Consider the following 15,287-nt stretch of genomic DNA (forward strand, 5'->3'; position numbering starts at 1 on the left):
GGCGACCCACGGGTGGCCGCGGCACGCTAGGCGAGGCCGAGGAACCGCAGGATCGACGTCGGGATCGTCATGGCCATCGTCAGCAGGCAGACCATGAGGGTGATCTCGATCGTCGCGCCGAGCGTGTCGCCGGTGATGCCACCGAAGCGGCGGACGAGGCGGTGGCGGACCAGCAACGCCGCGGCGAGCCCGACCACCACGGCCACCACGGCGCGGACGGCCCTGCCGTCGTCGCCACCGTGGAAGTCGAACCGCCCGGCCAGCGCGGCCACCAGCAGCACACCTGCGGTGGCCGCTGTCGCGTCGCGGCGGCGCACCGTGCCCGCGACCAGCGCGCCGAGGCCGTCCGGCCGGGCCGCCGGTGTCCGCTCGACGCAGGACCAGGTCGCGGCGAGCCGGCTGGTCATCGCCGCGACCAGGATCGACACGGTGCCCCGGTGCGCGCTGATCGCGACGCTCAGCGCCGAGACCTGGATGAGCACCACGAACAGCACGGTGATCGCGCCGAAGGCACCGATGGTCGACTCCCGCATGACGGCGAGCATCCGGTCACGGCCGCCGCGGACGCCGAAGGAGTCGGCCACGTCCGCCAGCCCGTCCAGATGCAGGCCGCGGGTGAGCAGCGCGATCAGCGCGAGGCCGACGACAGCGGGAAGCAGCGTCTGCGGGCGTTCGCCCGGTGGCTTCGTCATGACCCGCAGACCCAGCACCACCAGGGCGCAGACGAAGCCGAGCGCGAACCCGACCGCCGGAGCCGCCAGCATGGCGCGCCTGGCGGTGGTGCGGTCCAGGCGCTCGGGGCCGCGGATCGGCACCACGGTGAGCAGGGTGACGGCCGCACGCACCCCGATCACCGGGGCGGTCACGGGGCGTCGGTGCTGGTGCCGTCGGCGGCCAGCCCGTCGCCCGAGCCCTCGCTTTCGCTGGGGGCCGGGCCGGACGGGTCGCTCTTCCCGCTGCTGACGCCGGCCTGGTCGAAGGTCGCCATCTCGGCGAGGGTGCGCTGCGCCGCCAGCAGCATCGGCACGGCCAGCAGGGCGCCGGTGCCCTCGCCGAGGCGGAGTCCGGCGTCGACGAGCGGCTCGAGCCCGAGCCGGTCGAGGACGAACCGCTGCGCCGGCTCGGGGGAGCGGCTGCCGGCGATCCACCACTGCCGCGCGCCCGGAACGATGGTCTCGGCGGCCAGCGCCGCCGCGCAGACGATCACTCCGTCGAGGACGACCGGTGTGCGCCGGACCCCCGCCTGGACGAGGAGGCCGGCGAGCGCGGCGAGATCCGCCCCACCGGCGACCCGCAGCACCGACAGCGCGTTGCCGGCGTGCCGGGCTCGCCGCATCGCGTCCCGGATCGCGGCGACCTTGATCATCCATCGCTGGTCGTCGATGCCGGTGCCGCGCCCGACCACCTCGGCCGGCTCCAGGTCGAGCAGGGTGCCGATCACCGCCGCCGCCGCGGTGGTGTTGCCGATGCCCATCTCACCGGGGATGAGCAGATCCGCGCCGGCGTCGATCTCCTCGTCCGCGATCAGCCGGCCCACGGCGAACGCCGCGGAGACCTCGGCCGGGGTGAGCGCGTCATCCTGGTCGATCCGCCCGCTCGCGCGGCGGATCCGGTACCGCTCGGGTGGTGCTGTGCCGTCGACGCCGCCCGGGGCGGTCGGCTCCGGTGTGTCGACGGCGACGTCCACCACCCGGACCGACGCGCCGACCTGGCGCGCCAGCACGTTGACGGCCGCGCCGCCGGCGGCGAAGTTCGCCACCATCTGCGCCGTGACCTCCGACGGGAACGCCGACACGCCGGCGGCCGCGATGCCGTGATCACCGGCGATGACGATCACCCGGATGCGGCCGGGTGGCCGGGGTGGGCAGGTTCCCTGCACGCCCGCGAGCCAGATCGACAGGTCCTCGAGGCGGCCGAGCGCGCCCGGCGGCTTGGTGAGGATGCCGTGGCGCCTGCGCGCGGCCGCCATGGCCTCCTGGTCGAGTTCCGGTACGTCCGGAAAGGTGGTCGAGGTCGGCGGCTGCGGGGCGGATCCGGCCGGGGTGATGTCCACAGGTCCTTATTACCTGATGGACCACCTTCATCCGACCTCGGCCAGGTGCCGGGACCGGTCCGCGTCAGCAGGTGGTCCCACTGTGTCGTCCGGCCCGCCGGGCGCAGGGTGTTCCGGTAATTTGCCGGATGTGTCTGCCGCCCCGCCGCCCGGTCAGCCGACCGTCTCGGCGGGGGGCCTCGGCCGGCTGACCGGCGAGGACCTGCGGCGGTACCTGGAGCGTGCGGTGGTCGGCGAGGATGCCGCGATCGGTCGGGACGTCCTGGCGGCCTACTGGTCCGCCACCGGTGAGCTGGACCGCGACGAGGTCGACGGGCTGTGCCGGGAGTTCGCCCCCGCGCTGGCCCGGGCGCTCGGGCAGAACGCGCATCTGCTCGCCCCGACCACGCCGGCCGGAGCGCTCGGCGCGATTGTGCTGAGTCGGCTGGACGGCGTCCGCGCACTGGAGCCGGCGCGGGCGGCGCTGGCCCGTGAGCTCGCCGGTCCGCGGCTGGTCAACCGGTGGCCGCTGCCCGACCAGCCACACCCGGCGCTGCGGCGGGTGCTGGCCGGCCACCGCGGGCAGGTGCACGCGCTGGCCGTCGCACCCGACGGCTCCTGGCTGGCCTCCGCCGGGACGGACGGGACGCTGCGGACCTGGACGGTCGGCACGGGCGTCGCGCGGTCGATGTTCACCGGGCACACCGGCAACGTGCTGAGCTGTGCCATCGCCCCGGACGGCGGCTGGCTGGCCTCCGCGGGCCTCGACGGCACCGTGCGGATCTGGGACGTCCCGGACGAGGGATCCCGGGCATCCGGCGCGCACCGCGCGGCCGAGGTGGCCGAGGTGGACGGGATGGTCGGTGCGGGGTGCCCCGCCCGCCTCGTCCTGCGCGGCCACCGGGGCCCGGTGAACGGCGTCGCGGTGAGCCTCGACGGCCGCTCGGTGGTGGCGGTCGGCTCCGACGGGACGCTGCGGACCTGGGATGTCGCCACGGGCAGCCCGAAGCTGACCGTGCCGGTGGCGGTGGGACCGTTGCGCTGCTGCGCGGTCGGCCCGGACCCGACGACGGTCGTCGTCGCCGGTGACGACGGAGCCATCTGGCCGGTCGACCTGCGCACCGGCGCCGCCGGCAGCCGCCTGCCCGGTCATCTCGGGCCGGTGCTCGCGCTGGCCTACGGCCCGGACGGATCCTGGCTGGTCTCGGCCGGGGAGGACGGCACGCTGCGCCGGTGGGACACGGTCACCGGCCGACAGGTCGCCACGATCAGCGACGGCGGGCGCCCGGTCCACGCCTGTGCCCTCGCCCCGGACGGCGCCTTCGCCGTCGCGCCGGAAGGGGATGTGATCGCGGTGCGCGACCCCGGCGACGGTACCCAGTGGGCCGAACTGACCGGGGCGGTCGGTACCAGGGCCTGCGTCGTCGCCCCGGACGGCTCCTGGATCGCCTCAGGCGGCCGTTACGGCACGATCCGGCTCTGGAGCACCCGGGGAGAGCTGCCTCGGATGCCGACCGCGGAACGCAACGAGGGCACCCGGGGGTGCGCCGTCGTCGTGCGCGCCACCGCGGCCGGCGGCGACCGCGCTGGCCACGGCGGCGCCGGCGGTTTCGGTGGTGCCGGCGGTTTCGGTGGTTACGGCGGTTCCGGCCTCGACGGTGCCGCGGGCTGTCTCGGCGGTGCCGCGGCGGGCGCGGCTGGCTACGTCGTGTCGTCCAGCGACGACGGAACCGTCACCGCCTGGGACCTCGTGACCGGTGAGCCAGGCGCGGCGATGACGGGGCTGCCCGGCCCGGCCCGGGGATGCCGCAGTGACCCGGACGGGTGCTGGGCCGTCGTGCCGGCCCAGCCGAACGCGCTGCGGCTCTGGGAGCCGGCCACCGGGACGGTGCGGGCGGTGCTCACCGCGGACGTGGCGATCCTCGGCTTCGCCGTGGCCGCGGACGGAACCTGGGTCGCGGGCGGCTGCGAGGACGACTCGGTGCGGCTGTGGGACGCCGAGTCCGGCGAGTGGATGGCGACCTTCACCGGCCACACCGCGCGGGTGCCGGCCTGCGTCGCCGGCCCGGACGGGACATGGCTCGCCTCCGGCGCCGACGACGCGACCGTGCGGGTGTGGGATGTCGTGACCCTCGAGCAGCGGGCGGTGCTGCGTGGCCACCACGGGCCGGTGCTCGGGCTCGCGACCGATGCGGCCGGCCGGCTGCTGGCCTCCGCCGGGCAGGACCACACCGTGCGGATCTGGGACCTCGCGACCGGCCGGGCGCTGACCGTGCTCGAGGGCCACACGCAGGCCGTCCGGGAGGTGAGCTTCGCGCCGGACGGGTCCTGGCTGGCCAGCGCGGGTGGCGACGGGTCGGTGCGGATCTGGGATCCGCGGACGTGGACCTGCGGCGCGATGATGCGGTTCGAGGGCACGGCCCGCGGCTGCGCCTGGCTGCCCGACGGCACCGGCCTGGTGGTGGCCGGCTCGTCCGGGCTTTACCTTTACTCGTTCCTGCACGACTGACGCCGCTGATGCCACGGACGCCGCCGAGATCCCGCGGGCCGCGCCCGCGTGCTCTGCCGGCCTGCCTCCGGCCGACCGACCTGCCTGCCTCCGACCGGCCTGGTCAGCTGGCGGGTTCGGCGGGGCGTAGCCGGACGGGCAGGCCGGCCACGGACAGCCAGACCTCGTCCGCCTCGGCCGCGAGCCGGGAGTTGACCTCGCCGAGGCGGTCGACGAACCGGCGCCCCACCGCGGTAGGCGCCACCGGGCCCGAGCCGGCCTCGTCCGTCACCGCCACCACCCGCCGCCGCGCGTCACGCCAGGCCTCGACCAGGCCGTGCACGGACGCTTCGAAGCCCGGTTCGTCCTCATCCAGCCGCGCGGCGACCCACAGCGAGACGCTGTCGATGAGCAGCGCGGGGCCGGGCGAGCGCAGCAGCGGCTCGAGATCGAGGGTCTCCACGGTGCCCCAGCCCGGCGGTCGGCGGTCGCGGTGGGCCTGGATCCGGGCCGCCCAGTCGGGGTCGGATCCGTCCGCGGGCCGGCTGGTGGCGACATAGAGGACGTCCGGCTCGGCGAGCAGCCGGTGCTCGGCGTGCGCGGACTTGCCCGACCGGGTGCCGCCGGTGACCAGGACCCGCCGCGGCGGTGTCGGTGGCGCCGGCCGGCTCACCGACCGGTTCGACGGTTCGGGTGGTCGCCCCGGGTCCGATCCCGACGGCGCCACGGACTGAGACACGGACCGTGCCACCGACGGTGCCCTCGAGGGCGCGCGTGGTGGGACGTCCAGGATGGTGCCGTCGGGTGGGGCCTCGGCACCGAGGTCGTGCAGCCGCCGCGTCAGCTCGTCGCCGGGCGGGTTGCGGTGGCTCAGATGGACGGCGAGCACCCTGGTGGACTCGACGACGGCCCCGAGCTCGCGCAGCTCGGCGACGAGCCGGGCGAACGAGGGCAGGTCCAGGTGCTCGCCGAAGCCGGGGCGGTCGCCGTTGTTCTCCTCCAGCAGCACGACGTCGAACGCGCGGCCGGCGAGTGCGGTCAGTGTCTGTGGCGGCAGCGGCGCGGCGGTGTCGCAGCCGTACAGCAGCCGTGATCCGTCCGGGGTGGTGACGTCGAAGAGCACCGCCGGCCCGATGTCGGCGTCGCCGTGCCGGGCGGCCACCGGACGCACCAGGTAGCGCGGCTCGTCCCCCCGGCCGAGTTCGACGGGCTCGCCGGCGGTGGCGGTCAGCAGGCGCAGCGGCGAACCGTCCGCGCCGGGTTCCCGGCCCTCCCAGCGGCGGATGAAGGCCCGGCAGACCTCCAGCGCCGCGGGGGGAGCCAGCACGTCGAGCGGCTGGTCCGCGACGGTGGACCAGGAGCGCCACATCAGCGCCTCCGGGCCGAGATGGTCCGGATGGGCATGCCCCACCAGGAGGTGGCGCAGGCCCGCGAGGCTCACCCCGAACCGCGCCGCCGCGCGGGGGACGTCCGGCCCGAAGTCGATCAGGAGACGATCGTCGACGAGGACGGCGCTCTGGCCACGTGGCTGATGCGTGCGGGCCCACACACAGGAGGCGCACTCGCACCACGGGTTCGGCCATCCGTCGGCCGAACCCGTTCCCAGCAGGGTGAGCCGCACCGCGCCCCTGGCCCTTCGTCGATGATCGGCAGTGATCAGTGGTGGGCGTGCGGGTGGCGCTTGCGCTCCCAGAGCGTCATCAGGGTCAGGACCACGGCGAGCGCGGCGATCGCGCCGAAGGTGAGCAGGGCGGCGGCCCACCACACCATGCCCTCCTCGTGGTGCTCGGCTGTCTCGGCGAGTACCGCCGCGGCGGTGTAGGCGGGAGTCACTGCTGCCATCCTCTCTGACGATCTCTTCTGGCGATCTCTGACGAGCTGAACTGCTTCGGGCTCGAACCGTGTGGTCTCACTCGGTGGAGCCGGCACCGGGCCGGGGCCGCGCGCGTCGGGGCGCGGCCGGAACCGACGTTACCGACCCGCGGGCCACTGATGCCGCTCTTGTCCGAAGGAGCACCGGTCGCCGCAGGCCGAGAGGTGCACGGAGCGTCCGTGGCGTGCACGTGGCATGTGGCACTCATCCGCGGGTCGCGCGCGCTTGGATGGGGTAATGGGCATCTCCCGGGGTCTGTGGTGGCCCCGGCCGGGCGGTCGACGCCGCCGGACGTCGGGAAGGACGTGGACCGTGAGCTGGACTTGGCGGTACGAGGCAGAGGATGGCTCGGTCGTCGCGGTGGACGGTGCGAACGGATCGGAGTCGTTCACGAGCCAGGGCGACGCCGAGACGTGGATCGGTGAGCTGTGGCACGACCTGCTGGACAAGGGGGTGACGCAGGTGAGCCTGATGGAGTCGGGTACCCGCGTCTACGGGCCGATGAGCCTGCGGCCGGTGACCTGAGCGGCCGTATCCCCGCCTCCCGCGGACCCGGGCTCGGCAGGTAGCAGAGCTCACCGGGAAAGTCACAACGATCGGGCCCGAAGGGGTTGACACCCAGTCGGCTAACACTGTTAGCTTCGGACATCGGCTAACAGTGTTAGCCGACCGATGGGTGAAGCACCCGGAAACGAGGCGTCGATCATGAGCGCGAACGCGGACAGTGCGGCGAACACAGGCGGTGCCCGGCACGACCGTCAGCCCGGCTGGTTCACCAGGAACGTGGCCAACCGTACGGTGGCGCTGGTCAACGGGCTCGGGCTGAGCGTGTGGGGCAGCCGGATGCTGGAGGTTCGCGGCCGTTCCTCGGGCCAGATCCGCCGGGTGCCGGTGAACCTCCTGACCCTGGACGGGCGTCAGTACCTCGTCTCGGCGCGGGGCCACGGCCAGTGGGTCCGCAACGTGCGTGCCGCCGACGGTGAGCTGGCGCTGGTACTGGGGCGCCGGCGGTCGAGCTACCGGGCGGTCGAGCTGACCGGCCCGGAGCAGGTCCCGGTGCTGCGCGCCTATCTGGTGAAGTGGAAGGCGGAGGTCGGCGCGTTCTTCGAAGGCGTGGGTCCGGAGTCCTCGGACGAGGAGCTCGCCCGCATCGCGCCGCGCCATCCGGTGTTCGCCCTCACGCCGCTGCGGTGAGCCGGGCGGCGGTCTGTGGACGGCGGGCGAGGGAAGGGGCTGCGGTGAGCACAGATGCCGTGGGCGTTGTCGTTGCGAGCACGGCGGCTGCGGGCGCGGCGGCTGCGGGCGCGGGGGCTGCGGGCGCGGCGCTTCCCGTGGCGCGGATCGCGCCGCGGCCGGTGCCCCCGGCCCGCTCCGCCCGGGTCACCGAGATCCTGCAGGCGGCACTGCGACTACTGGAGGACGAAGGCGCGCAGTCGCTCACGATGCGCCGCCTCGGGGAGGTGCTCGGCATCCGGGCGCCGTCGCTGTACAAGCACCTGCCCGGCAAGCCCGCGGTCGAGGCCGCGCTGGTCGAGACCGCGCTCTGGGAGATCGGCGACGCGATGCACCGGGTGGTGGACGCATCCGGGCCGGGCGACGTCGTGGCCCGGCTGCTGGCCGAGTACCGCCGGTACGCGCTGGAACGGCCGAACCTCTACCGGCTGACGGCGGTCGACCCGCTCGGGCGGACCGACCTGACACCGGGGCTCGAGGACTGGTCGGGCGAGCCGTTCTACCGAGCCACCGGAGAGCCCTACCTGGCCCAGGCGCTGTGGGCGGCGGCGCACGGCACGGTGCTGCTGGAGCTCGCCGGCCGGTTCCTGCCCGGGTCGGATCTGGACCGGACCTGGGCGGCGCTGGCCAGGGCGTTCACCGCCCGGTGAGGGTGCCCTCAGACACCCGCACCGGGCGCTACCCGGCAACCCGCACCGGGCGGCGGGCATCGCGCGGCTCAGGCGCCCTCGGGCCCCGTGGTCGCGACCGAGGCGAGGGCCTTGTCGATCCGGGCGAGCAGGGCCGGTTCCAGGACCACCCCGCTGGCCCCGACGTTGTCCTTGACCTGCTCGGGCCGGGTGGCCCCGACGATGGCCGAGGCCACGTTGTCGTTCTGCAGGACCCAGGCGACCGCGAGCTGCGCCATCGTCAGGCCGGCATCCGCCGCGATCGGGCGCAGGTCCTGGACCGCGGTCAGGACCTCGTCCGTCATGAAACGCGCGATGAAGCCGGCTCCGGTGCCGCCCGTCGCACGGCTGCCGGCCGGTGGCGGGCTGCCCGGCAGGTACTTGCCGGTCAGCACACCCTGGGCGATCGGCGACCAGACGATCTGCGAGATGCCCAGCTCCCGCGAGGTGGGGACGACCTCGGCCTCGATGGTCCGGTACAGCATCGAGTACTGCGGCTGGTTGGAGATGATCCGGTCCAGGCCCAGCTCACCGGCGATCCGCACCGCGTCGGCGATCTGCGCCGCCGTCCACTCCGAGACGCCGACGTAGAGCACCTTGCCGGCGCGTACCAGGTCGTCGAAGGCGCGCAGCGTCTCCTCCAACGGCACCGTCGGGTCGTAGCGGTGGGCCTGGTAGAGATCGATGTGGTCGGTTCCCAGCCGGCGCAGCGAGTTGTGCGCCGACTCGATGATGTGCTTGCGGCCCAGCCCCTTGTCGTTCTCACCAGGCCCGGTCGGCCAGAAGACCTTGGTGAACAGCTCGTAGGACTCTCGCCGCACACCGGCGAGGGCCGCACCGAGGACGGATTCGGCGCGAGTCTGGGCGTAGACGTCCGCGGTGTCGAAGGTGGTGATCCCCGCGTCGAGGGCCGCGTGCACGCAGGCGGTCGCGGCGTCGGCCTCGATCTGGTCACCATGGGTGATCCAGTTGCCGTAGGAGATCTCGCTGACCGACAGTCCGCTGTTACCGAGGCGTCGATGCTTCACAGCCGAACCCTTTCACACGACCGCCCGCCGCCTCGCCGTCTCCTGGCGCGTTCTGCCTGCGAGCAGGAGCAGGAGCAGGGCCGAGTGCAGCGGCGCGGCTGCGGGCGCGCGGGTCAGCGGTCCGACCGGGAGACCCGGGGACGGGGCATCCGCCAGCGGCGCGGCAGCAGCGCACGCTGTGCCGAGTAGGCCCGCACCTTCACCCGGGAGTCCGGGTACTTCTCCGCCACCCGCCGGCTCACCTGCCGCGCCAGCACGATCGAGTCCACGACGACGGCGATGATCCCGACCAGCATCAGATAGGTCGCGGTCAGCCGGACGTAGGAGTTCGGCACCAGGCCGCCGATGAAGTAGACCAGGGCGACGGCCAGGAAGATCGGCCCGATGTTGAACCGGGTGTCCACGAAGTCACGGGCGATCACCCGCTCGGGCGCCCGCTCACGCGGCGGGAGCTTGTTGACGTCCCCGGACATCATCGCCGAGCGGTACTGCTGGCTCTGCTCGCGCCGCTCGGCGCGCTGCAGCCGCCGGCCCTCCTTGCCGGTCGCGGCGCGCACCGCCCCGGCGCCGCCGGCACCGCCGCGCGGCCGGGCGGCCCGCGCCTGCGACCGCTTCGGGGTCGGCCGCCCCTTCCCGGCGGTGACCCGGGCGTTCTCGGCGGAGTCACCACCGGCCCGGGCGGACGCCGGCACCGGCTCGTCGCCGACCGGCGAGTCCGCCTCGGACTCGGTGTTCCGCCTCTTCAGCAGGGCCATCAGGGCAGCGCCAACATCTGGTCAAGGGCCTTTCGGGCGTAGGTCGCGACCTCGGGGTCGACGGTGATGCGGTTCACGGTCTCCCCACGAGCGAGTGCCTCGAGCGTCCACACGAGGTGCGGCATGTCGATGCGGTTCATCGTGGAGCAGAAGCACACCGTACGGTCGAGAAAGACGATCTTCTTGTCAGGATGACGGTTCGCCAGCCGTTGTACCAGGTTCAGCTCGGTTCCCACCGCGAACATGGCCCCGGGCGGGGCCTCGTCCACCACCTTGATGATGTATTCGGTGGAACCGACCAGGTCGGCGGCCTCCACGACGTCACGCCGGCACTCGGGGTGCACCAGGACCTGTACCCCCGGAACGCGGTTGCGTACCTCGTCCACACACTCCCGGGTGAAACGGCCGTGCACCGAGCAGTGGCCGCGCCAGAGGATCATCCGCGCGTCCCGCAGCTGGGCGTGGGTCAGCCCGCCGCCGGGACGCCGCGGGTCGTAGACCACGCAGTCGGCCTCGGACATGCCCAGCTTGTCGATGGCGGTGTTGCGCCCCAGGTGCTGGTCGGGCAGGAAGATCACCCGCTTCCCGCGCCGCTCGCCGAACGCCCAGTCCAGCGCCCGCTCGGCGTTGGACGAGGTGCAGATCGTCCCGTCGTGGCGCCCGGTGAAGGCCTTGATCGCGGCGGAGGAGTTCATGTAGCTGACCGGAACGGTGTCCGCGGCGACGCCCGCGTCGAGCAGGTCGTCCCAGGCCTGCGCGACCTGCTCGGCGGTGGCCATGTCGGCCATCGAGCAGCCGGCGGCGAGGTCGGGAAGGATCACCCGCTGGTGGTCCGCGGTCAGGATGTCCGCGCTCTCCGCCATGAAGTGCACGCCGCAGAACACGATCGAGCTGGCCGCCGGCCGCGCCGCCGCCTGCTGGGCGAGCTTGAACGAGTCCCCGGTGACGTCGGCGAACGCGATGACGTCGTCGCGCTGGTAGTGGTGCCCCAGGACGAACACGTCGTCGCCGAGGGCCGCCTTGGCCTCCCGGGCCCGCTCGGCCAGTCCGGGGTCGGCCGCCGGCGGGAGATCGCCGGGGCACTCCACACCCCGCTCGCTGCCGGGGTCGGAGTCCCGCCCGAGCAGCAGCAGCGCGAGCGGTGAGGCGGTGACGCCCAGGCGTTCCAGGGCTGGGTTGACAGTCATGTCCGCTCCTTCGGGCTGGCCCGGTGGGCCGCCGCCGCTCGCTGCTCGTGGCTGGTTCGTCGTGGCCGGTTCTTCGTCGTGGCCGGTTCGTCGTGGTGGCCGGTTCGTCGTGGTGGGTCGGTGGCGGGGGTCGATCGGGTTGGGTCGGTCGGTCGAGTCGGTCGGGTCGGGGGCGGGTCCGGCCTGGCGGGCCATCGCCGGACCGTGCCGCTCGGCTGTTCGCGGGCCGCGAAACCCGTGCCGACCGCGAGACCGGCCCGGGAACCACGCCGGCCCGGGAACCGGGCCAGCCACAGGGGCCGGGCTGGTCACGGAAAACGTGCCGGACGCCGAAAACGTGCCGGTCACAACAGTGTGCCGAACAGCTCCGGGTGCTAATGGTCGTTCAGACTCTAACTCCGGATCGCCTGGTCTGCGCGAACTTGGGGCGGTCGGCCCCGAGATCAAGGACGCATGTCACTTGCGCGTCGTGGCCGACGTCCAGGTCGCTGGCTACGATGGGAAGCGGATCCTTGCTCGCGGTGTTGAGCAAGAACGGCGGCACGGCAGGTGTGTCGCCCGTGGGGAGGCGTCGCCCGGCGCCACTTCCCGCGTACGGCCGCCTTGGGTACCAGGAAGCCTGGTGAACCAGGCACGTCCACAAGGGCAGGGAGCAGCCCCTATGACCGTGCAGGACACAACCGAGACCGAGACCAGGCCGAGCAGCGTCGTTCTCACCGACACGGCCGCCGGCAAGGTGAGGACCCTGCTCGAGCAGGAGGGGAGGGACGACCTCCAGCTCCGGATCGCCGTGCAGCCAGGCGGCTGCTCGGGCATGCGGTACCAGCTCTTCTTCGACGAGCGCCAGCTCGACGGTGACACCGTCCTCGACTTCTCCGGAGTCAAGGTCGCGGTGGACCGGATGAGCTTCCCGTACCTCGGTGGCGCGACGATCGACTTCGTCGACACCATCGAGAAGCAGGGCTTCACGATCGACAACCCGAACGCGCAGGGCTCCTGCGCGTGTGGAGACTCCTTCCACTGATCGGCCGATGATCGGCTGATCGGCACCGGAGTGGTCGGGGCGTCCCGGCGGTCCCCGCACCGTGCCGGCTCCGGTCGGAGTCAGTAGCTCAGCACAGCCAGAAACGGAACCCGGCGTGACGCCGTCTGTCACGCCGGGTTCCGTCATTTCTCCGGGTACACACGCACGAAAGCGGGCATGTTCGGCACACGTCCGAACGGTGCGGTGATGTCCCTGCTGGCCGGGTGAGCGCTGGCGGTAGGCTGCGTCCTCGTGCGTATCGCCGTGACTGGGTCCATCGCCACTGACCACCTCATGCGTTTCCCGGGGCGGTTCGCCGAGCAGCTGCTCGCGGACCAGCTCGAGCGGGTCTCGCTGTCCTTCCTCGTGGACGAGCTGGTGATCCGCCGCGGTGGGGTCGCGGCGAACATCGGCTTCGGCCTGGGGCGTCTGGGGCTTCATCCGATCCTGGTCGGCGCGGTCGGTGAGGACTTCGCCGACTACCGCTCCTGGCTCGACCGGCACGGCGTCGACACCGCCTCGGTCTGGGTGAGCGAGATCGCGCACACCGCCCGGTTCGTGTGCACCACGGACAACGACCTCTGCCAGATCGCGTCGTTCTACCCCGGCGCGATGAGCGAGGCGTCGAGCATCGAGCTGCGTCCCGTCGCCGAGCGCTTCGGTGGGCTCGACCTCGTGGTGATCAGCCCCAACGACCCGCAGGCGATGATTCGCCACACCGAGGAGTGCCGGGAGCGTGGCTACGCCTTCGCGGCGGACCCGTCCCAGCAGCTGGCGACAATGGACGGCGAGAGCATCCGTTCGCTCATCGACGGTGCCGCCTACCTGTTCTGCAACGAGTACGAGAAGGCGCTGCTGGCCTCCAAGACCGGCCTGACCGACGAGGAAATCCTCGGCCGCGTCCAGGTGCGGGTGACGACACTGGGCAAGGACGGTGTCGTCATCGAGTCCGCCGGCGCAGAAGCGATCAAGGTTTCGGTTGTTCCGGCGCTCAGCACCGCCGATCCGACCGGGGTGGGCGACGCGTTCCGGGCCGGTTTCCTTTCCGGTGTCTCCTGGGGCCTGTCGCTGGAGCGGGCCGCTCAGACCGGGTGCATGCTCGCGACACTGGTGCTGGAGACCGTCGGCACCCAGGAGTACACGGTGGAGCGCGAGACGTTCGTGAACCGGCTCACCGAGGCGTACGGGGCAGCGGCCGCCGACGAGATCGCCGGGCACCTGCCCGCGCTCTGAGCACAGCCGCGCTCGGCTCCGCCGGCGGGCGAGTGCCTGCCGGCGGAGGTGCCTGCCGTCCTGGTGCCTGCGGCGCCTGCCGGCAGGCGCCCGGTGCGCTCAGCTCTGCCTGCGGATGAGGAAGACGGCCGCGGTGGGGGCGGCGACCAGCTTGTGGCCGCGCATCCGGCACCAGGCGGCGACGTCCGCCGCGGCCGCCGGGTCGTCGGCCCGCAGCTCGACGAGCTGGCCCACCTCGACGTCGCGGATGCGCCGGGCCAGCTCGATGATCGGCAGCGGGCACCGCCGCCCCAGGGCGTCGACGACGACCGCGGGCGGCTCGGGCGCGGTCGGCTTGGGTGGCTCGGGTACGGCGTTCATCAGAGTCCCGCCGCGCCGGCGCGCTCACGCACGGCCCGCACCGCGGCCGGCAGCGCGGCCAACAGCGCGTCGACGTCCGCCTCGGTGGACTCCCGGCCGAAGGAGACCCGCAGGTTGCCGTGGGTCAGCGCGCCCATCGCGACCAGCACGTGGCTGGGCGTCAGGGTGTCGGCGGTGCAGCTCGATCCGGAGCTGACCGCGATGCCGGCCTGGTCGAGCTCGGCGAGCAGAGCCTCGCCCGCGACGTACAGACACGAGAAGGCCACCACATTCGGCAGGGCGACCGTGGGATCGGTGCCGCCCGGCCCGAGCAGCTCGACGTCCTCAACCAGCTCCGGCAGGCGCTCGCGCAGCCGGTTCGCGTAGGACGCCAGCCGTGGTGCCTCGGCGTCGATCTCCGTGGCGCGCACGGCCAGCGTGGCCGCCGTCGCCACCACGGCGGGAACGTTGGGGAAACCGGGGACCCGCCCGTACTCGCGCTCGTCGGCCGGCCCCGGCGCGGCCCACCTGGTTCCCGTGCGGACCACGAGGAGGCCCACCCCGGGCGGCCCGCCGAACTTGTGCGCGCTCGCGGTCAGCAGGTCCGCACCCAGCTCGGGCAGATCGACCCGGACCCGCCCCAGCGTCATCGCGGCGTCGGTGAGCAGCGGCACGCCCCGCGCCCGTAGCGCCTGCGCCACCTCGGCGACCGGCTGGACTGTGCCGACCTCGTGGTTGGCGTGCTGCAGTGCCGCCACCGCCGTGTCCGGGCGGGCGTCGAGCGCGGCGGTGAAGGCGGCCGGATCGACGCGGCCGAGCCGGTCCACCCCGATCGTCACGACCTCGCCGCCGGCACCTTCGTGGCGCTGGGCGGCGTGCAGGACGCTGGAGTGTTCCACGGCACTGACCACGACCACCCCGCCGGCCCGGCGGCGAGCCGCCGCGGTACCGAGAAGTGCCAGGTGGGCCGCGGCGGTGCCACTGGCCGTGAAGCTGATTTCGGGGGCGCGGGCACCCAGCACGCCGGCCACGGTCTCGCGGGCGGCATCGAGCAACATCCGCGCGCGACGCCCCTCGCGGTGGAGCCGGGCCGGGTCGGCCCAGCCGTCGTCCATCGCGGCGAGCAGCGCTTCCCGGGCGACCGGATGCAGCGGCGTGGTCGACGCGTGGTCGAGGTATGCCGGCACGAGAGTGACGCTACGCCCGTTGCGGGGCATCCGGGTGCCCCCAGCACAGCGGTGTCGCCGCATTCGTGCAGGGAACGGGAAAGGCTTTGCGGGGTGTCGTGAAGAAAGCAGATGGCGGAAAGCACCGCCGGGGGTCCGGTCGGGCCCCGCCGGCGGTCCGGATCAAGGGCACTCCGGCCTGTCCACGTTGCCCCGCGGGTCGCGTCTCACAGCTCCGGACGGGGCCTGCGGCGAGAAGCT

General features: G+C 73.5%; 15 protein-coding genes. 6 read left to right on the forward strand and 9 right to left on the reverse strand.

What is annotated here, in order from left to right; translation table 11 throughout:
• Positions 1-26 precede the first annotated feature (26 nt).
• Together cobS and cobT are read right to left on the reverse strand one after the other, a co-directional pair.
• Positions 27-866 (reverse strand): adenosylcobinamide-GDP ribazoletransferase, encoded by an 840-nt coding sequence (cobS, locus tag ACG83_RS14065; RefSeq protein ID WP_083473244.1) that lies wholly within the window; start codon positions 864-866, stop codon positions 27-29.
• Positions 863-2,053 (reverse strand): nicotinate-nucleotide--dimethylbenzimidazole phosphoribosyltransferase, encoded by a 1,191-nt coding sequence (gene cobT, locus ACG83_RS14070; RefSeq protein WP_054566686.1) that lies wholly within the window; start codon positions 2,051-2,053, stop codon positions 863-865. Before cobT ends, cobS begins: the two co-directional genes overlap by 4 nt.
• A 130-nt stretch (positions 2,054-2,183) precedes the next feature.
• On the opposite strand from cobT, the gene ACG83_RS47745 reads away from it, so the two are divergent.
• On the forward strand, positions 2,184-4,541 hold the full coding sequence (locus tag ACG83_RS47745) for a WD40 repeat domain-containing protein (protein ID WP_054566687.1): 2,358 nt from the start codon (positions 2,184-2,186) through the stop codon (positions 4,539-4,541).
• A gap of 103 nt (positions 4,542-4,644) precedes the next feature.
• Here the strand turns inward: ACG83_RS47745 and ACG83_RS14080 are convergent, their stop codons facing one another.
• Together ACG83_RS14080 and ACG83_RS46020 are read right to left on the reverse strand one after the other, a co-directional pair.
• Complete coding sequence (locus ACG83_RS14080; RefSeq protein WP_054566688.1) at positions 4,645-6,141, reverse strand: bifunctional adenosylcobinamide kinase/adenosylcobinamide-phosphate guanylyltransferase; 1,497 nt, start codon at positions 6,139-6,141, stop codon at positions 4,645-4,647.
• 35 nt (positions 6,142-6,176) lie between these two features.
• Positions 6,177-6,353, reverse strand: a complete 177-nt coding sequence (locus tag ACG83_RS46020; protein ID WP_198955462.1) for a hypothetical protein — start codon at positions 6,351-6,353, stop codon at positions 6,177-6,179.
• 352 nt (positions 6,354-6,705) lie between these two features.
• Between ACG83_RS46020 and ACG83_RS14085 the strand changes: the two genes are divergently transcribed.
• The 3 genes from ACG83_RS14085 to ACG83_RS14095 all read left to right on the forward strand — a co-directional run bounded on the left by ACG83_RS14085 (position 6,706) and on the right by ACG83_RS14095 (position 8,276).
• Entirely contained in the window at positions 6,706-6,918 is a 213-nt protein-coding gene (locus tag ACG83_RS14085; RefSeq protein WP_054566689.1) for a hypothetical protein, read from the forward strand.
• Between the two features lie 180 nt (positions 6,919-7,098).
• Positions 7,099-7,587 (forward strand): nitroreductase/quinone reductase family protein, encoded by a 489-nt coding sequence (locus tag ACG83_RS14090; RefSeq protein ID WP_054567219.1) that lies wholly within the window; start codon positions 7,099-7,101, stop codon positions 7,585-7,587.
• A 44-nt stretch (positions 7,588-7,631) separates the two neighbouring features.
• Positions 7,632-8,276, forward strand: coding sequence for a TetR/AcrR family transcriptional regulator (locus ACG83_RS14095; protein WP_369812887.1), 645 nt, complete (start codon positions 7,632-7,634; stop codon positions 8,274-8,276).
• Between the two features lie 68 nt (positions 8,277-8,344).
• Here the strand turns inward: ACG83_RS14095 and ACG83_RS14100 are convergent, their stop codons facing one another.
• From ACG83_RS14100 to nadA, 3 genes are all read right to left on the reverse strand, one after another.
• Positions 8,345-9,322, reverse strand: coding sequence for an aldo/keto reductase family protein (locus tag ACG83_RS14100; RefSeq protein WP_054566691.1), 978 nt, complete (start codon positions 9,320-9,322; stop codon positions 8,345-8,347).
• Positions 9,323-9,435: 113 nt separating this feature from the next.
• Positions 9,436-10,077 (reverse strand): DUF3043 domain-containing protein, encoded by a 642-nt coding sequence (locus ACG83_RS14105; RefSeq protein WP_083473246.1) that lies wholly within the window; start codon positions 10,075-10,077, stop codon positions 9,436-9,438.
• Complete coding sequence (nadA, locus tag ACG83_RS14110) at positions 10,077-11,264, reverse strand: quinolinate synthase NadA (protein WP_054567221.1); 1,188 nt, start codon at positions 11,262-11,264, stop codon at positions 10,077-10,079. The genes ACG83_RS14105 and nadA overlap by 1 nt, the downstream gene beginning before the upstream one ends.
• Positions 11,265-11,925: 661 nt before the next feature.
• Between nadA and erpA the strand changes: the two genes are divergently transcribed.
• Together erpA and ACG83_RS14120 are read left to right on the forward strand one after the other, a co-directional pair.
• Positions 11,926-12,288, forward strand: a complete 363-nt coding sequence (gene erpA / locus ACG83_RS14115) for an iron-sulfur cluster insertion protein ErpA (RefSeq protein WP_054566692.1) — start codon at positions 11,926-11,928, stop codon at positions 12,286-12,288.
• Positions 12,289-12,540: 252 nt separating this feature from the next.
• Positions 12,541-13,521, forward strand: a complete 981-nt coding sequence (locus ACG83_RS14120) for a carbohydrate kinase family protein (protein WP_054566693.1) — start codon at positions 12,541-12,543, stop codon at positions 13,519-13,521.
• Positions 13,522-13,620: 99 nt separating this feature from the next.
• Here the strand turns inward: ACG83_RS14120 and ACG83_RS14125 are convergent, their stop codons facing one another.
• Complete coding sequence (locus ACG83_RS14125; RefSeq protein ID WP_054566694.1) at positions 13,621-13,881, reverse strand: sulfurtransferase TusA family protein; 261 nt, start codon at positions 13,879-13,881, stop codon at positions 13,621-13,623.
• Positions 13,881-15,047 carry a cysteine desulfurase family protein gene (locus ACG83_RS14130; RefSeq protein ID WP_054566695.1) on the reverse strand — a complete coding sequence of 389 codons (1,167 nt, stop codon included), beginning with the start codon at positions 15,045-15,047 and terminating at the stop codon, positions 13,881-13,883. Before ACG83_RS14130 ends, ACG83_RS14125 begins: the two co-directional genes overlap by 1 nt.
• Between the last annotated feature and the right edge of the window lie 240 nt (positions 15,048-15,287).

Source organism: Frankia sp. R43, assembly GCF_001306465.1.
Classification (GTDB): Bacteria; Actinomycetota; Actinomycetes; order Frankiales; family Frankiaceae; genus Parafrankia; species Parafrankia irregularis.